We start from the raw sequence: 20,808 nt of genomic DNA, 5'->3' as shown, positions 1-20,808 counted from the left end.
ATCTTTTGAGACAATGCCGCTCTCTCCTGCTCCGTGGCGATATTCTCCAAAAAGACCTGCCGTGCGGGGGGCATTGGCCACTTATAGGGTGACATTATCATTGAACAACGACAAAAGACACAAGTGCCCCTTGACATATTTCTTCGAGCACTGTAATCTGTATATACACCGCCTTTAGTGTCGGTAATTTTGTTCGTTTTAGGAGGCTTTTCTTAATGGCTCAGGGTACCGTGAAGTGGTTCAACGAAAGCAAGGGGTATGGTTTTATTACGGCTGACGAAGGGAAAGACGTTTTTGTTCACTACAGTGCCATTCTTGGTGATGGATTTAAAACCCTTGCTGAAGGCCAGAAGGTGTCTTTCGAGATCGTGAACGGCGAAAAGGGTCCCCAGGCTGCCAACGTCGAAAAGATTTAAGCCTCTCCTCAAATCCTTTTAGTTCCAGATATTTTGTCAGCGTCAACGAGGTCCTTTGGGGGCCTCGTTTGTTTTCTTCTTTGTCGAGTGAATTCTGAGCAAAACAAAAAAGGTTCGGGAAAAACTCCCAAACCCTTGCTATCAGTGGTGGGTGGTAGAAGAATCGAACTTCTGACCTCTTCCGTGTCAAGGAAGCGTTCTACCTCTGAACTAACCACCCCTGTAATTTTGCCCGACAGTGAGACATTATATCAAGGAGCTCGTCCTTGTCAAATAAACATAAATTCATAATATTTTACCTTGGCCTTTGCGGATATGCAGCTTGGCTGCAGGCAAAATGAACATCATGAAGTCCTTCGCAAAACCATTGTCGGCCCCATAAGTCGGCTGGAAACTTCATTTGTAGAGGCGGCAATGCGGCCTGTAAACGGCTTTACTCCCCGTCAGGCATCTCTGAAATTCGAGTCCGTAATCTGACGACAGAATGTGGCGCCCAGCCGTTCGATCTGTCGCGTGGGGGCCTGAGTACATGATTTTTTCGTTCGCGAAGGGGAATCGCTGTGTTTCCAGGAAATGGGAACGGGACCTATGTCCTGGTCAGGGTCGCATGCACTCCTGCTGTTCTTTCCTCCCGGGTCGTTACGGTGAGCACCGCTTCCGGTGCAGGGGACTCGATGAGCAGAAAATCCCCTCGATCGAGGAGCTCCGTATGTCCTCCTCCGGCGGAGCCGATCGTGACGATGACGGCGTCCTGCAGACAATAGAACGCCTCGATCGCACCGGCGAGCGGAACTGAGACGGGAGCTCCGGGGATAGGGCTCAGGGCCGCTACGGCCCCACTCCATCCCCTGGCGGTCATTAAATTGAAGTCGACGCAGCGCCCACGGCTTCGGGTCTTCCAGGCCCCCTCGAACGAGTCCTGCTCGAAGGGGCCCAGGTCAACCTCGCGGATACCCTCGTGGGTCAGGTGCACTGCGCCCTCCAAAATCATCAGGATACGCTGAAAGCCGGGAAGCGGGGTGAAGTCGGATTCGTCCAGGTCCACCCGGGCGCTGCTGATACGCCACTCGAAGCGACGCGCGGCGTAATCCGCTCCCTCCGGGCCGATGGCCAGCTGCGTCGTCGTCCCTCCGGCCCAGGAGCCGACCCGTTGTTCCTCCCTGCGTGTCACACTTATCCGCATGATGCGTTCCTCCCCATAAAGTTTGGTGTCCCTTCGTCCTTTGGCCCGTCGATCAGCCCCAAATCGATGCAGGCCCTCAGAATGCCGCCTTCATCGATATCGTTCGTTACGAGGTCGGCCGCGGCCTTGATTGTGTCCGGCGCTCCCCCTACCGCAACCCCCACGGAGGCACTGCGCAGCATCTCCACGTCGTTGGTCCCGTCTCCGAAGGCGACGACGTCGCCGGGGGCGGCGCCGAAGCGCCGTACGACCGTCAGAATACCCGCCCACTTCGACGTCCCGGCCGGGCGTGCCTCGGTGAAATGCGGAGTTCGCTCGAGCGCGAGGTCTTGGCTCGCGGTCTCGAGGACTGCGGGAAGCCAGGGGCCGGAAGAGAAGGCGTAGAGCAGAAAAGCCCGATGCAGCCTCGTGAACGGACGGATGCAGGAGTAGCCGGCCTGGCCGTTGAGGTAGTCCCTGAACTCTTGGTCCTGATCTTCCGTGTAGACATAGCGGTCGTCGATCGCCGCCGGATGGTCGGAGCAACATGGAGCGGCTCTCCGGAAGAGACGGAGCGCTTCATCGGATATCCAGGAGGCACTCAGGACCTCCGTGCCGTTCAAAATATGGGCGCCGTTGCAGCAAACAAGAAGATCGATGTCCAGTTCTCGAGCGACCCTGTGGGTCAGAAAGGAGCTGCGCGCCGTCGCGATGGCGGGAATATGGCCGTTTTGCCGCAACAGAGCTACGGCCCTGCGCGTGGCCCCGGGGATGTGGCTGGTCCCCACGTGGCTCACCAGCGTGCCGTCGATGTCGAAAAACACGTACTTGGGGCCCATGTCCTCATCCCTTCAGACGCGTGGGGAGGCCCGCCCAGACTCGGTCGACGATCGTTGCCTCCCGAGCCAGAATTTGGTAGAGAAGCCCCGTCTCGTCCCGCCATCGCCGTTCGAACGGCTCCATGGGGACGATACCGCCCCCGATCTCGTCTCCGATCAGGACGGATTGACGCAGGTGCTCCATGCGGGCTTCAAAAAACGTCCTCACGTCGATGTCTTGTCCCATCAGGGAGCGGACTCCCTCCTGAAGGTTGAGCACGACCGCTGCGCCGGCCATGGCCTCGGGGTCCTCGCGGCCCAGGTCGCAGACGGATGAAAAACGCCCGTAGAGTGATTCGGCATAGGCGCGCTTGCCCATGTGACGCCCTCCGAGGATCAGGTGCATCGCCGTCACCTCACGATCGTCAGGGTCAGGAGCATCGCGGTCTCGGATAGCTCCGCAAACGCGCCCAGCAGGTCGCCCGTGATCCCGCCGAATACCGTCATGCAGCAATGCCGCCAGAGCAGGAACGCGGTGAGCCAGACCGCGGGGACGGCCAGGGCCGGAGCCCCCCCGCCCCAAGCCGTCAGGAGGAAGAGCGCCAGCGCCCCCAACGTGAGGATGCGATTGTGGTGCGGACTCTGCGCCGTCCCCAGAGTGCGGGCCAGCCCATCGTCCTTGGCGAACGGAAGGCCGTTCAGCAAGAGTCCGAGCCCCAGCCGGGACCAGACGGGGACGAGGGCCAGGAGCGGCCAGGGAACGCCGGGCGTCGCACGGTCGAGAAGCTCCGCGAAGATGGCGCTCTGCAACAGCGTTACGGCGGTACAGCCCATCACCGCAAAGGCTCCGGTATGGGTGTCCGAGAGTATCCTGAGGCGCGTCGCCCGATCCCGTCGGGAAAAGAGCGCGTCGCAGGTATCCATGAGCCCGTCCCTGTGAATTCCCCCGGTGACGGCGAGAGCGATAAGGGCCATGAGAATCCCTCGAAGGAGTGGGGATGCCTCCCAGAGCGACAGTATGGAGAAGGATGCAAGCCAGGCCGTCCCCGGCACCAGCCCCACCAGGGGCAGCACGAGGTTGAAAAAACGCGTGTTTCTCTCCGTCCAGTCCGGGCCCGGAACGGGCAGGACGGTCAGAAACGAGCAGGCGATCAGAAAGGAACGTATAATATCCATGGGGTACGGGTCGACTCCTTCTCATTGTATAGAAAGTAACAAAGAAAGATCGATTCGGCTTCGAAGCCCCGTCTCCGCGAGCCCGTGTGCTCGGCGGAGGGGGGTGCTTCAATTTTACAGGATCCTCGTGGATGGAGGGCGTGGGATGTTCGTCTTCGTTTCGGGGGCGGTGCGCAGCGGCAAGAGCGAGTGGGCGGAGCGTGCGGCGATGGTTTTTTCCCCGGAGGGGCCGCGGGTGTATCTCGCGACGGCGCGTATCCTGGACGAGGAGATGAGCCGCCGCGTCGAGCGTCATAGGGCGGCGCGGCGGGAGCGGGGGTTTTTGACGATCGAGCGGCCGAAGGATCTGGAGGGCGTCCTGTCCTCGTTGCCATGCTCTGCAACGGTGCTTTTGGAATGCCTGGGCAACTGGACGGCCAACGAGTTGTTCGGCGACGGCGGACCGGCTGCGGAGGCGGACGAGGTTGTACGGACGATTCGACGGACGGTCCTGTCTCTGAGGGCGCGTGTGGCGAATCTGCTGATTGTGTCGAACGACCTATTCTGTGACGGAGTGCGTTACGATCCCGGGACCGAGGCCTACCTCCGTGCCCTGGGCGAGCTTCACGTCGTCTTGGTCAAGGAGGCCGACATCGCCGTGGAATGCGCCTGTGGTTGTCCCCATGTACAGAAGGGAAGCCCGCTTGTGCCGGATGTGCTTTGGGGCTGAATCGGTGGCCGGCGTTACGCTATAATGATAACGAAACAAGTGGCTGCAAGGGGAGGCCGGAACGTCTCGTGCCTCCCACCGTGTTTTTCCACCGTTTTGGCGGGAAGCCCCGAGCTTGCCCTACGCTGATTTCGGTGATAGGAGGCTTCGATCTTCTGATGCGTATCCTTCGGATAAAGCGAAATCACCCCGAAAATCTCTCGGATGACCGCGTTCTCGATCTCTCCGGTTCCGGTATTCTCGTCGCCGATGCGTTTGCCGGGGCCCCGCTGTTCGACATCCTCTGCCTGCTCCTTTATGGACGTGCCCCTCGGTCCGGCGACGCTTCCCTTCCGCCGCTCCCGGACGGGGTCGGCTCGTATGGGTTCGAGGTGCTGTTCGAATCGGGGGGCGAGGGGACGTCCCTTGAACGATACAGGGCCGCTTGTCCTCCGGACCGGGGGGGCGAAGGACTCCTGTCGAGGACATTGCACCGGATCGGCGACGATTCGGCGCTGCAGGAGGAGTCCCGCTCGGTCGAGGCCCTTACGGGGATCTCCTTTGGAGCCTTTGTGCGCTCGTCCCAGTTGCGGACGGAAGATTTCTCCGTATTCTTGAATGCGGAGCCCGGGGCCAGGGCTGCGATTTTGGATGCCCTGCTGGGGGAGGACGTGTACGGCGCAGTCGCCTCTTTGGCTTACGAGAAGTACAGAACCGAGAAGGAGGAGAGACGCGCTCAGGGCAAACTTCCCGTCGCCGGCAACGTGAAGAGGCTCAGGAGGGAGTTGGCTGAGGTCCTGCACGATTTGGAGGAGCTGGAGGGCTCTTTGTCCCGGATGGACGGAACCTCCCAGTATGGGGACCGGCTTGCCCGAAACGAGAGGGAGCTGCGGGACCTGGAACGGAGGAAGGCGGACTGGGAGAAGGAGATGGCGCTTTTCGCGCCGGACCGCCGCCGTTTGGAACAGGCTCGTCGGGCCCTCGAGCTTACGGAAGCCCATCGTGCGCTTACGGTGCTGCGGAAGGAGCAGGAGCGGGATCGGGTCGAACAGCTGAATCTGAAGACCGAGCTGACGCGTTATCGGGCCGATATGCAGGTTGCGGAGGAGGCCTACAATCTCGCGGAGACCACCCTGCGGGAGCGTCTCGTCCAACAGAAAAGACTTGCGGATACGCTCCGGACGGTCCGCGATCTGGACCTGCAGGTCCGTGACCGTCAGGAGGCGGTGCAGGAGGCCCGGGAGCAGTTTCAGGCCATGGAGAAGTCCCTTTGCGAAACGTCTGCCCGCGCGGAGCGGGAGCGAGCGGAACTGGAAAAGACGGGAATCGCACTCCGTGATGTCCGAAAACACCTCCAGAGCACTCCCGCCGATGAAAAATTGTCCCGGGCGTTGGGCGGAATCCGTAAGTGTTTCGACCTCTTCTCCCAAGCCCAGAAGAATCGTCACGCCCTGAAAGATGCGTACGAGAGGGCTCTTAAAGGGAGGCAGAACGCCCAAAGCGCACTGAACGACAGGCAGGCGATGTTCTCGGACATGTCGCACCGGTTCGGGGTCGTCGAGAAGAACTTTGAGAGGGCACAGGCGTTTTTCGGGGCCAGCCTGAAGGGAAAGAGCCTGGAGGAGTGGCGCGAATCCTGTTCGTCCTCCGAGCGGAGGCTCCGCGATATGGACCGTCTGGCGGCGAACCTGCATCGGGAGCGTGAGCTCCGGGACGAGATGCGGGAGCTGCTGGACCGGAGATTGAAGATGGAGCTGGAGCGAAGAGAGCTGGGCATGAGGGAGGCCGAGCAGGCCGGCAGGATCGAGCGGGGGGAGGCTGGGCTGCAGCAGCTCGAGAAACGGGTGGAACTGCTGCGGCGCGTGGACGAGATGGGCGAAATGCGCCATCTTCTTCAGGATTCGACGCCCTGTCCCCTCTGCGGGGCCTTGGCCCATCCCTATTCGGGCGGTGCAACGCCGAGTTCGGACGAGGCTCGTCGTCAACTCCTCGAGGCCTCCAAGGATCTGGAGGCCCTGAAGGAGGATTTCGTGTCCCGCCAGTCCCTGGCCGCCCGTCTGGAGGAGGATATCCTCGCTGCCGGACGGGGAGAGGAGGAGCTTGGCCGGGAACTTGCCCTGTTGGACGTCGCGATCACCGAGGATGTCGCCTCCCTGGGCTTGAAGTTGGGTATCGGGGTTTCGCCCCTCGAGGAACTGGACCGGGCGCGCCAAAAGGCGCGTGACCAGCTGCAGAGGGCACGTGATGTGCTGGGAACCGCGGAGGAGGCCGAACGGGAACTGTTGGCCGCTCGGGACGAGCTGGAGAGGATCCGGGGAAGTCAGGAGGAACTGACGCGCTTCCATCAGGAGGCACTCTCCGGGTTGAAGAAGGAACAGGCGGAGGTCGAGCGGCTGGAGAAGGAGATTCGCGGTCACGAGGAGTCCTTCAACAGCATTCGCAGGGAATTGATCGGCCAGATCTCCCTCTTCGGCTACAAGAACCTTCCGGACGAGAACCCCCGTCAGCTGCTCGATCTTCTGGAGGCGCGTTCCGCCTCCTGGCTGCGGAGGGAGGAGGAGAAGGAGGGGCTGGAGCGGACTTTCTGTACGGAGCAGGCGGCCTTGAACGCTACGCAAAAGGTACGGGATGATCTCAAGGCCGAGGCCGGGAGCAAGGCGGAGCTGATCAAGCGTCTGGAGACGGAACGGGATGCGCTGCAGCAGCAGCGTGTCGTCCTCTTCGCCTCCAAGGACCCTCAGGTCGAAGAAGCCCGCATGAGGGAATCCGTAGAGGATGTGCGTCGGCAACTGGAGTTGCGTCGAGAGGCCAGAAACGAAAGCCGGGATCGTCTGGAAGGCGTCATGATCCGTCTTCATGATCTGGAAACAAGCCAGGCGACGAGGCGGGAATTGGTGCAGAAGGAGGAGATCGCCTTCGGCAAGTTCCTGCTGGCCAAGGGGTTTCGAAACGAGGACGACTATCTCTCCGCCTGTCTTCCGGAAGAGGATCGAAAGGAGCTGCAGGACCGTCTGAGGGATCTTTCGAGGGCCGGCTTTGAGATAGGCGGGGCTCAGGACGATGCGAAATTTGCCCAGGCCGAGCTCCGAAGCCTGTCGATTGCGTCCGGAGCCGCCGGGGAGCTTACGGACCTAACCAGATTGCTGGACAGGGCTGGGACCCTCTACTTGGATATGGGGTCGGATGCGGAGGGAGAAAAAATTTATAGGGAATACGGAGATGCCCTCCGCCGCCGCGTCTTTTTCAACGCCGAAGATTCCTCGGAGCGAAAGGCCGCGTTTCGTGGGTATGTGCGCAGACTGGCGTTCGAGTCCATCCTCAGAAGGGCCAACGCCCGCCTTGCGAGGAGCGGAAATCCGCTCCGTCTCCTTCGTGGAGGCGATGCCTTGGCGGTACTGCTGGAACGTGAAGGCCACCCTATCTCTCTTTCCGGGGCTGAGGGCCGGACCGCGTCGTTGGCCTTGGCGTGGGGGCTGTGCGATCTGTCCCGGTGGTTGAGTGGGGGGACGGACCTGCGGGTTTGGGATGGTGGACCTGGCAATGCCGAACCGGAGATGTCCGGGCTGATGAATGCGTTTTGCGGGGATGGAGAGCGCGTGCTCCTGCGGAATTGATGCCGGTTTATCCATCCTTTGCGGGGAGCGCGATGAAAGGAGGGAGCAGCTCTGCCAAAAGGTTGCGGTGGAGTGCTGGAGAACCTGGAGTTCTTTTTGGGGCGGCTCAGGGGGCTGCCCCATTGCCGCTCCATGGACTTGGTTGCGGAGGCGGGCGGAGGATTTTGTCTTTCCACCGGGTCCGATGCGGCCTCGGAGAACTGGGCTTTTTTTCCGGCGAGCATTTCGGATGAAGGGCCGGTTCGGTCCGCGCTCCGTTTCTTTGAGACGTGCGGTCTGCCTTTCGTGTGGCCCCTCCTGGGGGATGGCGAGGAGCGTCTGATTCGGTTGGGTCTTCGGGAGGCGGGGCGTCTGCTGGCCATGAATCGGGGGTGCGACGGACTCGGGGAGAGGGATGGCCTGCGGGTTGCGTTCGAGCCGGTCGGAGACGATGCGGGGGCCGGGCGTTGGGCCGATGCCGTATGGTTCGGTTTCGGGGCCGAGGCCGGTGCGCCCAACAGTTTTTCCGCACTGGCCGCCGAGATGCGACGGGATGGGGCTTTGAGGCTTGTGACGGCCCGTGTCGGAGATCGGGATGCGGGCGCTTTTCTTGTGGCTCTGGACCCCTCCAGGGTGGGGGTGTATTATTTCGCGGTTCTGCCCTTCTTCCGGCGAAGGGGCGTGGCGACCGCCATGATGAGGGAGATCGTGAGGATCGCCCGCGTCGAGGGAAGGGATCGGATCGTGCTTCAGGCGACGCCGTCGGGCGTTCCCTTTTATCAGAGCGTCGGGTTCGAGTCTCTGTCGGAGATTCCCCTATTTTCCACAAACGACGACGTTTTTTGAGGCACCGGGCCCATGTCCGTGCCCTCCGTTTTTCGCCGCTTCAGGAAAACTTTACAGCACAGCAAAAATTGCCCCTTCCCTGAATGGCGGGTTGCGTGTATAATACCTCTCGTGTTTTTGCGGAGACGTGGCCGAGTGGTCGAAGGCGGGCGCTTGGAGAGCGTCTGAGCAGCAATGCTCCTAGAGTTCGAATCTCTACGTCTCCGCCATTTTTATTTCCGCAGAAATCTGACCAAGTTAAAAACCCCGCTCACAAGCGGGGTTTTTGCTTTTCTCTTGTCTGGTGATATCTACCGGAATATCCCTGAATCAAATCGACTACCGTATAACAAACTGTATAATGGAGCTGAGAACTCGGAACAGCCTTGGGAGTTATACGGTCAAACCCCGTTTCAATAGTCCCTGCAATGTTTTAGTGGACTCTTGGAGTTATACGGCGTGGGTTTTCGTTATACACAGGCATGTTCAAAATCGTTATACGGGAGGGCAGAGAAATGGCATTGACAGAAATGGCGGTCCGAAATGCAAAAGCCCGTGAAAATGGAGGCAACTACTCTCTCTCCGATGGCGATGGGCTTATGCTCCTGGTGAAAAAGAGCGGGGCCAAAAGCTGGGTGCTCCGTTACTGGCTGGATGGGAAAGAAAAGAGGGCGGGGCTTGGGCCGTACCCGCTCATTGGGCTTGCCGATGCGAGGAAGCTGAAAAACGCTTTCAAGCACGAGCTCGCAATGGGAGTCAACCCACAGGAGAAAAAACGCGCCGAGCGCGAGGAGGCCGCCCGTGTGGAGGCCATCAAGGCCATGACCTTCGCGCGCGTGGCCGAGGAGTGGTATCAACAGCAGGCGGGAGCCTGGTCGGCCTCCCACTGCACGGATGTCAGGCACAAGTTGAGGGTCTACATTTTGCCCCGGCTAGGCGAGTGTCCGGTTCGTGAGATCTCGACGCAGGCAGTCCTGAGCCTGCTGCAGGCCATTGAGCAGAGAACGCCGGAAAGTGCTTACAAATCCAAACTGATCGTGGGTCAGGTTCTGCGTTTCGCCATCGCGAGGGGCGACGCGGAGATCGATGTCACCATGAATCTCAAAGGGGCTTTGAAACCAAGGCGGGTACGCCATTTTGGAGCTCTCACGGCCCCGAAGGACGTGGCGGATCTGATGACGCGCATCGCGTCGTACAATGGAAGCCCCATCGTACGCGCCGCCCTGTGGTTTTCGCTCTATACGTTCCAAAGGCCGGGAGAGATCCGTAAGGCCGAATGGAAGGAAATGGACTTCGGCGCAACGCTTTGGCGCATATCCGAAACCCGCATGAAGAATCGACGGGCTCATATCGTTCCACTGGCGCGCCAGGTCATCGATATCCTGAAAGCTCTGGAACCTCTGAGTGGGGATTCCCGTTTCGTTTTTCCCGCAATCACCTCCAAAAGTACTCCCATGTCGGAGAACACGGTGCGGGTAGCCCTCCGCTCAATGGGCTATACCAATGAGCAGATGACGGCGCACGGATTCCGGACTACCGCTTCAACCAATCTGAATGAACAGGGCTGGAACAGCGACCTCATCGAGCTGAGCCTTGCCCATGTGGAAGGCAACAGCGTCAGAGCCGCCTACAATCGTGCGGAAAGATTGCCGGAACGGAGAGAAATGATGCAGGCCTGGGCGGACTGGCTGGACGGGCTGAGAGGCTTTTCTTCTAGGGCTGAAGCTGTTCCCTGTGCTTCTGAAAAACAGGAGAGTTTTTAGGAGCAGTGCAGCGTTGTCGTTAATGACGGCGCCAATAAGAAAACTCTCTGTCGACAGATGAGAACCTGGTCTGATGGCAGATTTATGCGGTGCTTTTCTCATGAAATGCTTGATTACGGGCTTATTCTCCGTTTTTTCAGCCGTGCGCGTTTCAGTCGGTCGTAGTTCGCACACCCCGCGTGTCGGGTCCACGTGGTGCGATGTCCCTCCATGTTCTCCCATTTTCCGCACAGCGCACACCTCCGCAGCTTTATTTCTCCAGTCTGTGCCAGGAAGAACTGATACCACATGGCCGAAAGCAGGCTGCTCGGTTCGATGACCTTGTGCGGTTCTCCGGTCGGGGTGCTCCGGAAAAGAACGTTCAGAGGATATTGTTTCAGTTTGCGGTTTGTCTCCTGCCGAAGGTACAGAAAAGCGGCCTTGATCAGGTCGACCTTTCCGGGGCCGACGTGTGACGGACGAGGATCGTACAGCCTGTCGCGCCCGGCGCCGCAGCGCGGTTCGTAATCTGGATCCCTTGCCAGTCTATCGAAATCGATGTCGTTCAGCGCCTCTTTCCAGATCTTGTTGACGTAGATTCGTTCCGTATCCGGACACCATTCCAGTATTCCGTTCAACCTTGAATCCTTTTTGAGGGCCAGCTCCCACAACGTCACGCAGAAACTCAGCTCGCGATATTCCTGAAGCCAGAAGGACAGAGGATCGATTCGGGTGCAGCGATAATAGCGCCCATCCTTTTCGGTGATACCAACGCCCCTGTCTCTCTGAAAAGCGACGTCCGCATCCTCGAAAGGGATGTATCGGGGAAAGATAAAAACGTAATTCTCCTGCTGGGCCTCGACGTCGATCAATCTGCCATGTCCGTTCGCCCAGGCAATAAAGGCGTCCTGGTCCGGCTGAAGATCTGCAAACTGGGCGAAGAGAAGCGGATTTGCGAGAGGTTCCCACGGCATCGATCGTAATCCGGGATGGAGTTCCACAAGAAACGGCCCCTCCGGGAGGGGATGGAGCAGCGTTTCGAATTCTCTTTTTTTCTCCTTGCCCCACAGCCTGACGGGCTCACCCCATGGATCGCACAGTTCACACTCCTCCCAGCGGTATCCGGTTGGAGATCGGTGCCATACAAACGAAAGCTCGTATCTTTGGGCGATTGTCTTCAATAACAATATCCCCTCTCTAAATGATAACGGTTAAATGATGTTGATATTTGTCATAAGCCTATGATATTCTCATGATGTTGTCAATATCGACCAATCTTGAGGAGTTGGGAGGGAACTTGGAAATGGCGGGCATCCATGAAGAAGACCGTCTGCTGACGGTAGCGGAAGTGGCCGAACGGCTTAACGTCTCCCGTGCGTCAGTTTATCTCTGGCTGAAGCGGGATTTTCCCTTACCGGTGAAGCTGGGAAGGGCGAGCCGCTGGAATGCCACCGAGGTGGAGGAGTGGCTCCGTACGCGCCCTAAGGGAGCCTACGGAGAGGGCAGATGAAAAAGAACGACGAAAGATTTATGGTGCAGATCGTGCATAGGAGGTTAGCCAGGGGATAAGGGATTCACCGCGTCATCAAGTCACAGCACTTCACGATTCCTCCCGAGTCCTTTCTTCGAGATCTGTTGAAACGGAAAAATCGCTCCGTCCGTGGCATCGCCTCGGCTGTTGGGGCGTGGGGCATCTCCGCGATGCAAAGGAAGGCTTTTGAAAAATGGCAGTCTCTGTAGGGGGGCAAGTCGGATGGACAGGAAATTTGCGATGATTCCTCTGGAGATGTTCGGGGACGAGAGTCTGAGGGCCCTGGACATAGTGGTCTATTCGGCGCTGGACACCTTCGTGAACGCTTTCGGCGAAGCCTGGCCGAGCCTCTCGAGGCTCGCGGAGCGTGCCGGGGTGTCCCTGGCCACGACCAAACGTGCCCTTCAGCGCCTGGAGAGGGCCGGATACGTTACCCGACAGCAGCGCCTGATACCGGGGAGCAGGGAGTTCGACCGTACGCTTTACTCTTTGCCGTTCCGTATCGAGGAGTGTGGCGATGACGGAGCCGAGGTTGGCTCCGGGGACGTCGGCCCTGAGGATGCCGACGTCGGATCGGCGTCCGACAGGTCGGCTCCGACGGATTGCGAGGTCGGGTCCGAAAGAGCCGGAAACTATACCCAGAGAACTATACCCAAAAGACAAGAACACTATGACACAAGAAAAAAGGACAGAGAAGACGAAAAGGAAACAGAGTCCGAACCGGATGAGATCGACAGTCCCATGCTTCAGGATGTCTTTACGGAGCTCTGGGAACATACCCCCTGCAAGCAGTATCGGGGTGAAGCCCGCAAGGCTTTTCTGGCCTTGTTCCCCGTCGGGATATCGCAAAGGGAGACGGAGAGGCGTTTGAGGACTGTTCGTCGGCGGTTCGACATTTTCGAGAAAGAGGCGGAGAAGCTCGTCGGCAAGGGAGAAGAAGGCCGTCTTCCCTGTCTCCGTGACTGGCTTGTCAGTGAGGGATTCTACGACCCCGGATGAGAAGAATCTCCGGAATGAGCATTCCCCCGGCCGTCAGCGCGGAAGTGTCATGAACTTTGGAGCGTGCCTCGGAAGTTCCGGATTATGGCGCAGGGAATGTGTGTCCGGGCTTCGCTTCATGCCTCTGTCCCCTGCCCGTTCTCCAGGTTTTTCAGAAGGGCCTTCCCGGCCTCGGTCAACCTGTATTTTTGCTGTCTGCTGGTGGGCTTGTCGGGAATGGTCCTCTCGAGCCATCGGGCGTCGAGCATGGGCGTCAGGACCTGCCTTCGGAATTTGGTACGGTCTTTCCTTCCCGAAAGCCCCAACAACTCGGAAAAAGAGCGTTCTTCAAGACAGTAAACCAGGATCTTGTATTGGGCTTGACTGGGTGCTGACTGGATGCCGACTGGGTGCCGACTGGGTGCCGACTGGGTGCCGGCAGCTTCGGAATAAAACTCTCGGTGGGCGATGCCACTGAATTCGGGGACGCTGACAACGATACGGAAGATGTCCCCCTCGATCATCTCGGGGTCTGCTCCGCCATATGTTTTGCCGTAACGCAGCATCCTTCGCATGCCGGAACCCAACTCATCCGCACGATGAATTTCCCTGAAAAAAGCTCCAATGACTGGATTTTTGGGATATGGGCTGAAACTAGACGGGTCCAAAAGGCCGAAGCCATGGGCCCGGCTGGCATTTTCCGTGCGGACCCGGCCATATTCGATGATCAGCTTGGCCGGAAAGGCGCTGGTATATTCCCGGTGGATGAGGATGTTTGAGGCCACCTCACGAAAGATCGTGTCGCGGACGCTGATGCGTTCGACCCCCTCCAAATAAAAGGGATCCGGCAGGTTTTTCTGAACGAAGGCGATGATACGGTCGTAGCTGTCGATCAGGTTGGTGCGGACGAGATCCCTGTCGTCGTAGCGGTCGAGGTTCACCTTGCGCAGGATGAGGTCGGTTCGGTGATGGGGCAGGGTCGAGAGTATGAGGTTGTCGCCGCCGAGCAGGAGAACGCCGGCCAGGGTCACGCCGCGCTGGAGCGTTTGCGGGTCGGTCTGCATGAGCTGTGCGCTCTGGACCAGCTCGGCATCATCCATCTGGCTCCAGGGGTGCCCGGCCGTCCATGCTGCCGCCATTTTACGGCAGCGCTCGATGAGGTCCTTCCTGAGGTCCTGCAATCCGATATGGGGATATACCGTGTTCTCGGTGTAGGTGCTCTGCTTGCGTTGGTAAAGCCGAGCGACCTGTGGGGTCTGGTCCGTGATGTCGAGGTCGCCGTCCTCGTTACGGTCGTAGATGCGTCCGTTGCAGCGATGCACCTGGGAGCTCTCCGGGACGTAGACATGCAGGAGGGTTTTCCCTTGGAGGGAAACCTCATCGATCGAAAGATAGGCGGGGGGATTGAGCTTTTGCGGGTTGTTCACCGTGTTGACGAAATCTTTTTTGATCCCTTCCACGGCCTCGGCTTCGACGCCAACGATCTCGCCCGAGTCTCGGACGCCCAACAGCAAAGTGCCGCCGTTTCTGTTCAGGAAGGCACATATCGTCTCGTAAACATCACGATTGATTTGGCGACAGGAGGATTTGAACTCCAGTGAAATTCCCTCGCCGCGTTTTATCAGGTCGAGAATACGCTTTTCGTCGACGATCATGGAGTGCCTCCTCCCAATGCTTGAAGACTGGATGATATCCGAGTCATGCCATTATACAGTCTTTGTCGCCGTCAGCGGAGCTTTCGATCCCGAGATTTTCATGCTGAGTACCGAGGGAATCTAGTGCTTCCAGGACGGTCTGAGTTCGGAGATTTCGCGGAACAGAGTTCTGACGACGGAGCTGAAATCGTGGGGCCGTCGGCGGCGGCCCACCGGGGGCCGGGAGCGAATCTCGGCCAGAGCTCTTTGCAGAGCCTTCTTTTCCTTGTCCTCCATGGTTTCACCTCCTCCCCAGGACGTCTGACGGCAGGATAGCAGCCGTATTCATACGAGTTGACAAAGCGGCCCTTTACGAGGTCCCGTGAAGAAGATGCGAGGCCTTCACGAGGCCTGCCGACCTTTCCCGAAGCCTTTACGAAGCCCGGGCGGGGCTTTCGTGTGTCCCTGAGGTCTTTGTGACGCCTGAACGAGGACCTTATAAGGGTTTACCTCCAATCCATCGCTGATACACTTCACCACGAAGTAAAGCGCGGGACAAGCAGGCGCTTGTCCGACAAATCCACTGGCGTGGCTTGCCGGACAAGCGCATCGGCGCAATCGGCGGACCGGTGTCCTTCTCTCGCGCCCTGCTTGCCGGGGCTCTGGCCCCGGACGGCAGCAAGAGGACTTATTCCGATTCCAAATCCTTCGTATGCTTCGTTGTTTTTGCTCACCTTGCTCGACGTACTGTTATGTACGCCTTCGCCGCGGTTCGCAAAAGCCGCCTTGCCTACAAATGATTGGGAAACGGAGTTATCCCCCTGCAACCCCTTTTCGGCCCCGCACTCCCGCCGGAGTGCGTAGGGAGTGCGGCGAGACGACATGACACAGGAAAAACAGCGGCGCCCGAGGCGCATCTACGCCAGACTGACGGAGCGGGAGTACGCGGACGCGTCGGAGCAGGCCGACGCTGCGGCGCTCTCGCTGTCGGAGTACCTGCGCCGGCGTCTCTTCGGACGGCGCGTGGTGCCGAAGACGGACCTGCGGGTGCTCGCGGAGCTGCGCCGGCTGGGCGGGCTCCTGAAGCACATCCACAACGAGACGCGTGGAACGTACAGCGCCAGGACCGCCGAGGCGATAGGAGCGCTGACGGCCTGCGCACGGGAACTGGAGAGGAGGGTGGCCCGGTGATCGCCAAGGTTCCCCCGAAGCGACGGGACGGCAGGACGAGCTTCAAGGCCCTCACGGACTACTGCCTGGGCGTCACGGGGCACGGGGCCGGGAGCGTGCTCCACGTGGGGATGCAGAACCTCTCCTCCCCCGACACGGCCTTCGTGGAGATGGAGGCGCTTGCGACGGAAAACGTCCGATGCAAGGACCCGGCCTTCCACTTCATCCTCTCCTGGCGCGAGATGGAAATACCCACAAGTGAACAGGCCGACGAGGCCGTGAAGATCGCCCTGAGCGAACTGGACCTCGGGGACTGCCAGGCCCTCTGGGCACTGCAGGGCGATACGCGGAACCTCCATGTCCACGTTGCGGTGAACCGCATCGACCCGGAGACCGGGCGGGCCATTCAACCCGCCGGAAACTGGACGTACAAGGCCCTCGAGCGCGCGGCACGGAGGATAGAGCTGGCGCAGGGCTGGGAGGTCGAGGAATCCGGGCGCTGTTTCGTTACGCCGGAGGGCGACATCGTCGAGAAGAGGGGGAGAAAAATCCCTGGGATGTCTCAGAAGGCTCGCGACATCGAGGCGCACACCGGGACGAAGAGCGCGGAGCGCATCGCCAGGGAGACGGCTGCCCCCATCCTCCTGAGGGCCGTGAGCTGGGCGGAGCTGCATGAGCGGCTGGCCGTGGAGGGCATCCGTTTCGAGCGGAAGGGAAGCGGGGCGGTCCTGCGGATCGGGGATGCGTTCGTCAAGACGTCTCAGGCGGACCGTGCATGCAGTTTCTCGCGCCTGGTCACCCGTCTGGGCGAGTTTCGTGCGTACGGCGTGGAGCCGGCGGAGCTTCGGGAACGCCCTGCGGACCGCATTGCCGGGGAGCCGGAGGTGGAGCGCTCCTGGCGGGCTTACGTACAGCAGAGACGCCGTTGTATGGAGGAGCGGAGCTGGAGGCTCCGGGAGCTGAAGGCATCCCAGAGGCAGGAGCGCGAGAGGCTGTGGCGGGCGCAGAGGGCGGAGCGCGAGTCTCTGTGGAGGGGCGGCAGCTGGAGGGGCAGAGGGAGGGAACTGAACCAGCGGCGCAGCCTTCTGGCGGCGCGTCACCTGGCCGAGAAGCTGGACCTGAGGGACGAGCACCGCCGGCAGACGGCCGAGCTTCGGGAAGGTTTTGGCTTCAAGGGGCGTTTCCCCGGCTTCCGACGCTGGCTCGAGGCCCTGGATGACGAGGGGCCGTTCCTGCACTACCGGTACCCCGGCCGGGCGGTCCTGACGGGAGAACGGAGGGGCGTTCCGGAGAGCACCCGGTCCGCCGACATCCGGGACTACGCTGCCGTGAGGTCCGCGTTTGCCGTCGCCTACTGCCGCCGTCCGGGCCATGCGGATTTCATCGACTGCGGGCGTCGGATCGTGCTGAAGAACGACCGCGACGAGGCCGCGATCCTTGCGGCCATGCAGCTGGCCTGCCAGAAATGGGGAAGCGTCCGGATCAACGGGACGGACGAGGAATACCGCAGGCTCTGCGTGAGGGCGGCCGCCCGGCACGGGCTGAAGATCTCCAATCCGGACCTGGGTAAGGCGGTCGAGGAGGAAAGAAGGATGAACCGGGAAGAGGGAGGCGGGCTTCGGGCAAAGACGGAGATCTTCGGGCGCTATGCCGAGGCCGTCGGGGCCGAGCGCTTCCGTATCGTCGTGACGGAGTTCCGCGAGGACGGGAGCCGTGCGTTCATCCTGGACCGGGACAAGGGCGGGCTGGACGGCAGGACGGCAGAGGAGGTTCGGGACAGGCTGTGGCTTCTGGAGCGGTACGCCCGAAACCGGAAGAACATCAACGTCGTGCCCCTGAGCCGGGACAGGCACCACATCCTGGTCGACGACCTGACCTCGGAGAAACTGAAACAGCTCAAGGAAGACGGCTACCGTCCCGCCTGTGTCGTCGAATCCTCTCCGGGCAGCTTTCAGGCCATCCTGACCGTGCCGAAGTCGGGGGACGACCCCGAAATGGAGCGAGAGGCGGCCAACAGGCTGACGAAGCTCCTGAACGAGCGTTATGGGGACCCGAAGCTCTCGGGCGCCGTCCATGCCCATCGGCTGCCGCCGTTCGGCAACTTCAAGCCCCAACACCGCCGTGAGGATGGGAGCTACCCTCCGACGTGTCTGGTCGAGGCGGAGGGAGGCTTGTGCGGAAAAGCGCTTTTGGAGCTGGAGGCCGTCGGGAAGGAGATACGGTGCGTGAGGGCGGCTGCGGCGATGAGGAAGGTCCGGGATCTGCTCGGGGGTACGGAGTACGAGACGTGCGACCCTGACGGGGCGTATTGGAGGCATTACGAGGACATCGCCGGTCGTTTCGGCGGTGCGATGGACTGCTCGCAGGTGGACGGGATGATAGGGATCCGGATGCGGGTGACGGGACATACGGCCGGTCAGGTCCGGTCGGCGCTGGAGCGGAACGGACCCGAGATGCGCCGCAGGAACATGACGGCCGGGGAGTTCGCGGCGAAATACCGTTACCGGAATTGGGAGCGGTATGCCCGGGAGACGGCGGAAAACTTCGTCTTCGGCCCGAGGGGTACGATTCAGCTCGGCAAGGCCGAGCCGTACCGGGCGTATTTCCTTCGCGTGGAGGGCCGAACGGCCCCGGCCCGGGAACGGGGACGCCGTAATCCTGAGCGGGAACAGGAGCGCTGAACATGGCGGAGACGACGCTTCGGGAGACGATACGGAAATTTAACGAAGTCAAACAAGAGATTCGAACAAGCGAGGAAGCCTGGGCGGCGTTCCTGACCTGCGCGGCTCGGAACCACAAGTATGCCTTTCAGGACCAGCTTCTCATCTACAAGCAGCGCCCGGAGGCCACAGCCTGCGCCGAAATGGACCTGTGGAACAAGCGCTTCCACCGATGGGTCAACAAAGGACAGAAGAGCATCAAGCTGCTGGATGGAGAGGCCCTGCGGCATGTCTTCGACGTGGGCGATACGCACCCCGCCAGAGGGCACGAGAACGACGCGCCTCCCTACATCTGGCGGGTCCGTCCGGAGGAGGCCCGGAGCACGGCAGAGCTCCTGGCCGCGAGCTGCGGCGTCGAGCCCGACCCTCTCGGTCTGTCCCACCTCCTTCAGGGCATGGCAAAAAACATGTCCGAGGACCTTGAAAAAAATCGTTTTGCCCTGTACAATGGCGATGCAGTAAATAGAGAAAATTCTAAAGAGTTTGCCTATAGCTGCATAACTTGGTATCTTTTGGTGCGGTGCGGACTGGATCCCAGAGAGGCCGAGGCCTTGAACTTCAGCGCGGTGACGGGGCTGGACGAAGCCTCGATGATGGAACTGGGGAATACCGTCAACCGCCTGAGCCGGGAAGTGCTGGACAAGGTGGAGCGGATCGTCAGGACAAGGGACAGGGAAAGGGGTGTCGAGCGTGGATCTGAACCGGAACGAGCTGCCGCCGTGGGCGTCGTTGACTGGACCATAGTCAAGAAAACGGACACAAAAAGCGAAGCAATCAAGGAAGGAGAGATGTCTGTTTTTTAAACACGGCCTCCTTTTCGTCTGGAGAGAGATTGCTATTGGCGGAATGGAGCCTCTTGGGGTTGTAAAAGCCCTCGATGGACACAAATACGGAACGCTTGAGTTCCCCCTGGTTACGAAAACGCCTCCGGTTCAGCTCCTCTTTCTTGAAAAATTTGAAGAAGGACTCCACAACCGCATTATCGTACAGGCAGCCCGGTGCAGAGAAAGACTGCACGATGTTGCGCTCATCCAAAAAGCGTCGAAATTGAAAGCGTCGAAATTGCTCCAAGGTATACTGAGGTCCCCGGTCAGAATGAAACAGCACCGACTGCGGCTGCCCCCGTTTGAGATGCGCCTCTTCCACCGTGTCCACTACGAATTATGTGTCCGCTTTGCAGCTGACACGCCACGCAATGACTTTTCGCGAAAAAAGATCCAGAACAACGCAAATGTAATGAAACCCTTTATCCGTGCGGACATAGGTGATATCGCTCGCCCAGACGCGATCAGGCTCCTGAGGATTGAATTGCTGTTTAAAGATGTTCCTGCAAGGGGCGCTGTCCTGCTGCGGATGTCGGTGCGTAAACGGTGGTTTTTCTGTCGACATTCTGGGCAGCTGCATTCCCCGCATCAGGCGGTACACTCGTCCCACGCTGATCTTTATGCCATATTCCGTCTTGAGGCGACAACACATTTTATGAGCACCGAGCCGTTTGTCCGAGCGGGTGTAAAGACTGAGAATCTTCCCGCGGATATCCTGATTTTCGAGGGGCCTGGGTGCGGCCGGACTGAAAAAATGCTTGTAGTAAGAACTCCGATTGACTCTAAGTACCCGGCACAGGGTCTTGATGGAATGCTCGTTTCGGAGTTTATGGATGGCCTCTAATCTTTGTTTGAGTGTGGCATGAATATGGCAATCGCTTTTTTAAAGATGAGATTCTCCTCTTCGAGCAAGGCGTTGCGCTTCTGTAGAGCCTTGACCTGCTTGGCAGTAATGACGGTATTGTCGTCGAGTTTGACCTCCGAATAGGCTTTGATCCAACGAGCCAAAGTGTTTGGAGATACACCGTATTCCTCGTGCAACTGCCTTTGTGTCTTCCCATTGTGATACAAACTGACGATACTCTTCTTGAAGTCCTCCGTGTATCTTGGCGAGACCTTAGACATCCGCTTACCTCCACCTAACAATTTGTCTGCTTATATATGGCATATCACCCAAGAGGCATCACCTGCTTTGTGGGACAGCATAGTTGCGTTTTTTCCGACATTGAAATTTTTCAAAAACATACCGATAGAAGCAGAAGTTTGAATGATAGAATGGAAAAGTCCCGTTTGAGAGCGGTGGCACCTGTTTCCCGAGTAGAGCTCCAACAGACAAGGAGGGATTTCATGTTCTTGATGCGTGTTCATAGGCGTTTTTATGTTGCGCTATCCTTGCTGCTCCTGTTCGTTGCCTCCGCCTCCGCGGCCCCGGCCCGTATCGTCTCCCTGTCGCCGGTCGGGACGGAGATCCTGTTCGATCTGGGACAGGGGGACAGGGTCGCCGGCGTTACGGAGTTTTGCGACTACCCGC

21 protein-coding genes, 2 tRNA genes and 1 pseudogene are annotated in these 20,808 nt (G+C 59.5%); 13 read left to right on the top strand and 11 right to left on the bottom strand.

Annotated elements, in window-relative coordinates:
- Positions 1-215 precede the first annotated feature (215 nt).
- Complete coding sequence (locus tag EII26_RS11095; protein ID WP_124889229.1) at positions 216-416, top strand: cold-shock protein; 201 nt, start codon at positions 216-218, stop codon at positions 414-416.
- A gap of 145 nt (positions 417-561) precedes the next feature.
- Here EII26_RS11095 and EII26_RS11090 read toward each other — a convergent pair.
- From EII26_RS11090 to EII26_RS11070, 5 genes are all read right to left on the bottom strand, one after another.
- Positions 562-636 (bottom strand) — tRNA-Val (locus tag EII26_RS11090).
- A 366-nt stretch (positions 637-1,002) separates the two neighbouring features.
- Positions 1,003-1,599, bottom strand: coding sequence for a HutD/Ves family protein (locus tag EII26_RS11085; protein ID WP_124889228.1), 597 nt, complete (start codon positions 1,597-1,599; stop codon positions 1,003-1,005).
- Positions 1,590-2,417, bottom strand: coding sequence for an HAD-IIB family hydrolase (locus tag EII26_RS11080; RefSeq protein ID WP_124889227.1), 828 nt, complete (start codon positions 2,415-2,417; stop codon positions 1,590-1,592). Before EII26_RS11080 ends, EII26_RS11085 begins: the two co-directional genes overlap by 10 nt.
- Positions 2,418-2,421: 4 nt before the next feature.
- The gene (locus EII26_RS11075; protein WP_124889226.1) at positions 2,422-2,802 is read right to left on the bottom strand and encodes a bifunctional adenosylcobinamide kinase/adenosylcobinamide-phosphate guanylyltransferase; all 381 of its coding nucleotides are present in this window, start codon (positions 2,800-2,802) and stop codon (positions 2,422-2,424) included.
- Between the two features lie 5 nt (positions 2,803-2,807).
- Complete coding sequence (locus EII26_RS11070; protein WP_124889225.1) at positions 2,808-3,572, bottom strand: adenosylcobinamide-GDP ribazoletransferase; 765 nt, start codon at positions 3,570-3,572, stop codon at positions 2,808-2,810.
- Positions 3,573-3,717: 145 nt separating this feature from the next.
- Between EII26_RS11070 and EII26_RS11065 the strand changes: the two genes are divergently transcribed.
- The 5 genes from EII26_RS11065 (at position 3,718) to EII26_RS11045 (ending at position 10,441) form a co-directional block, all read left to right on the top strand.
- Positions 3,718-4,281: a bifunctional adenosylcobinamide kinase/adenosylcobinamide-phosphate guanylyltransferase gene (locus tag EII26_RS11065; RefSeq protein WP_158612295.1), complete on the top strand. Its 564-nt coding sequence runs from the start codon at positions 3,718-3,720 to the stop codon at positions 4,279-4,281.
- Between the two features lie 158 nt (positions 4,282-4,439).
- Positions 4,440-7,874, top strand: a complete 3,435-nt coding sequence (locus EII26_RS11060; RefSeq protein ID WP_124889223.1) for a hypothetical protein — start codon at positions 4,440-4,442, stop codon at positions 7,872-7,874.
- 72 nt (positions 7,875-7,946) lie between these two features.
- On the top strand, positions 7,947-8,699 hold the full coding sequence (locus EII26_RS11055; RefSeq protein WP_124889222.1) for a GNAT family N-acetyltransferase: 753 nt from the start codon (positions 7,947-7,949) through the stop codon (positions 8,697-8,699).
- Between the two features lie 121 nt (positions 8,700-8,820).
- Positions 8,821-8,908: transfer RNA gene (locus EII26_RS11050), tRNA-Ser, on the top strand.
- 285 nt (positions 8,909-9,193) lie between these two features.
- The gene (locus EII26_RS11045) at positions 9,194-10,441 is read left to right on the top strand and encodes a tyrosine-type recombinase/integrase (protein WP_158612294.1); all 1,248 of its coding nucleotides are present in this window, start codon (positions 9,194-9,196) and stop codon (positions 10,439-10,441) included.
- 113 nt (positions 10,442-10,554) lie between these two features.
- Here EII26_RS11045 and EII26_RS11040 read toward each other — a convergent pair whose 3' ends face one another.
- Complete coding sequence (locus EII26_RS11040) at positions 10,555-11,394, bottom strand: hypothetical protein (RefSeq protein ID WP_124889220.1); 840 nt, start codon at positions 11,392-11,394, stop codon at positions 10,555-10,557.
- 329 nt (positions 11,395-11,723) lie between these two features.
- Between EII26_RS11040 and EII26_RS11035 the strand changes: the two genes are divergently transcribed.
- Together EII26_RS11035 and EII26_RS11030 are read left to right on the top strand one after the other, a co-directional pair.
- Entirely contained in the window at positions 11,724-11,930 is a 207-nt protein-coding gene (locus EII26_RS11035; RefSeq protein ID WP_124889219.1) for a helix-turn-helix transcriptional regulator, read from the top strand.
- A 261-nt stretch (positions 11,931-12,191) separates the two neighbouring features.
- Complete coding sequence (locus tag EII26_RS11030; RefSeq protein WP_233572726.1) at positions 12,192-12,950, top strand: helix-turn-helix domain-containing protein; 759 nt, start codon at positions 12,192-12,194, stop codon at positions 12,948-12,950.
- Between the two features lie 116 nt (positions 12,951-13,066).
- Here the strand turns inward: EII26_RS11030 and EII26_RS11025 are convergent, their stop codons facing one another.
- Positions 13,067-14,584: an RNA-binding domain-containing protein gene (locus EII26_RS11025; protein WP_124889217.1), complete on the bottom strand. Its 1,518-nt coding sequence runs from the start codon at positions 14,582-14,584 to the stop codon at positions 13,067-13,069.
- A 120-nt stretch (positions 14,585-14,704) separates the two neighbouring features.
- Complete coding sequence (locus EII26_RS13175) at positions 14,705-14,860, bottom strand: hypothetical protein (protein WP_158612292.1); 156 nt, start codon at positions 14,858-14,860, stop codon at positions 14,705-14,707.
- 296 nt (positions 14,861-15,156) lie between these two features.
- On the opposite strand from EII26_RS13175, the gene EII26_RS13170 reads away from it, so the two are divergent.
- From EII26_RS13170 to EII26_RS11010, 4 genes are all read left to right on the top strand, one after another.
- A complete protein-coding gene (locus EII26_RS13170) occupies positions 15,157-15,363 on the top strand; it encodes a hypothetical protein (RefSeq protein WP_124889216.1) in 207 nt (68 codons plus the stop codon).
- A gap of 82 nt (positions 15,364-15,445) precedes the next feature.
- Entirely contained in the window at positions 15,446-15,754 is a 309-nt protein-coding gene (locus EII26_RS13165; protein ID WP_158612291.1) for a plasmid mobilization protein, read from the top strand.
- Positions 15,751-18,414, top strand: coding sequence for a TraI/MobA(P) family conjugative relaxase (gene traI, locus EII26_RS11015; protein WP_158612290.1), 2,664 nt, complete (start codon positions 15,751-15,753; stop codon positions 18,412-18,414). The genes EII26_RS13165 and traI overlap by 4 nt, the downstream gene beginning before the upstream one ends.
- Positions 18,415-18,416: 2 nt before the next feature.
- Positions 18,417-19,256, top strand: coding sequence for a hypothetical protein (locus EII26_RS11010; RefSeq protein WP_124889214.1), 840 nt, complete (start codon positions 18,417-18,419; stop codon positions 19,254-19,256).
- Here the strand turns inward: EII26_RS11010 and EII26_RS11005 are convergent.
- The 3 genes from EII26_RS11005 to EII26_RS10995 form a co-directional block, all read right to left on the bottom strand.
- Entirely contained in the window at positions 19,228-19,608 is a 381-nt protein-coding gene (locus EII26_RS11005) for an integrase core domain-containing protein (RefSeq protein ID WP_124889213.1), read from the bottom strand. The genes EII26_RS11010 and EII26_RS11005 overlap by 29 nt on opposite strands.
- 6 nt (positions 19,609-19,614) lie before the next feature.
- Complete coding sequence (locus EII26_RS13700; protein WP_446718759.1) at positions 19,615-19,977, bottom strand: DDE-type integrase/transposase/recombinase; 363 nt, start codon at positions 19,975-19,977, stop codon at positions 19,615-19,617.
- Positions 19,978-20,117: 140 nt separating this feature from the next.
- Entirely contained in the window at positions 20,118-20,402 is a 285-nt protein-coding gene (locus tag EII26_RS10995; RefSeq protein WP_124889212.1) for a transposase, read from the bottom strand.
- Between the two features lie 222 nt (positions 20,403-20,624).
- Between EII26_RS10995 and EII26_RS13465 the strand changes: the two are divergent.
- Positions 20,625-20,808, top strand: a pseudogene (locus tag EII26_RS13465) (hypothetical protein); the annotation flags it as partial.

Source organism: Fretibacterium sp. OH1220_COT-178, assembly GCF_003860125.1.
Lineage (GTDB): Bacteria > Synergistota > Synergistia > Synergistales > Aminobacteriaceae > CAJPSE01.
The sequence above is the reverse complement of the archived record's forward strand: the minus strand, read 5'-3'. Positions and strand labels throughout refer to the sequence as shown.

Coding starts and splice junctions, on each gene's coding strand:
- EII26_RS11040 (WP_124889220.1), bottom strand. CDS start 11,394: ATGCCGTGGGAACCTCTCGCAAATCCGCTTCTCTTCGCCCAGTTTGCA.
- EII26_RS10995 (WP_124889212.1), bottom strand. CDS start 20,402: ATGTCTAAGGTCTCGCCAAGATACACGGAGGACTTCAAGAAGAGTATC.
- EII26_RS11060 (WP_124889223.1), top strand. CDS start 4,440: ATGCGTATCCTTCGGATAAAGCGAAATCACCCCGAAAATCTCTCGGAT.
- EII26_RS13175 (WP_158612292.1), bottom strand. CDS start 14,860: ATGGAGGACAAGGAAAAGAAGGCTCTGCAAAGAGCTCTGGCCGAGATT.
- EII26_RS11095 (WP_124889229.1), top strand. CDS start 216: ATGGCTCAGGGTACCGTGAAGTGGTTCAACGAAAGCAAGGGGTATGGT.
- EII26_RS13165 (WP_158612291.1), top strand. CDS start 15,446: ATGACACAGGAAAAACAGCGGCGCCCGAGGCGCATCTACGCCAGACTG.
- EII26_RS11075 (WP_124889226.1), bottom strand. CDS start 2,802: ATGCACCTGATCCTCGGAGGGCGTCACATGGGCAAGCGCGCCTATGCC.
- EII26_RS11080 (WP_124889227.1), bottom strand. CDS start 2,417: ATGGGCCCCAAGTACGTGTTTTTCGACATCGACGGCACGCTGGTGAGC.
- EII26_RS11025 (WP_124889217.1), bottom strand. CDS start 14,584: ATGATCGTCGACGAAAAGCGTATTCTCGACCTGATAAAACGCGGCGAG.
- EII26_RS11035 (WP_124889219.1), top strand. CDS start 11,724: ATGGCGGGCATCCATGAAGAAGACCGTCTGCTGACGGTAGCGGAAGTG.
- EII26_RS11030 (WP_233572726.1), top strand. CDS start 12,192: ATGATTCCTCTGGAGATGTTCGGGGACGAGAGTCTGAGGGCCCTGGAC.
- EII26_RS11085 (WP_124889228.1), bottom strand. CDS start 1,599: ATGCGGATAAGTGTGACACGCAGGGAGGAACAACGGGTCGGCTCCTGG.
- EII26_RS11065 (WP_158612295.1), top strand. CDS start 3,718: ATGTTCGTCTTCGTTTCGGGGGCGGTGCGCAGCGGCAAGAGCGAGTGG.
- EII26_RS11045 (WP_158612294.1), top strand. CDS start 9,194: ATGGCATTGACAGAAATGGCGGTCCGAAATGCAAAAGCCCGTGAAAAT.
- EII26_RS11010 (WP_124889214.1), top strand. CDS start 18,417: ATGGCGGAGACGACGCTTCGGGAGACGATACGGAAATTTAACGAAGTC.
- EII26_RS11070 (WP_124889225.1), bottom strand. CDS start 3,572: ATGGATATTATACGTTCCTTTCTGATCGCCTGCTCGTTTCTGACCGTC.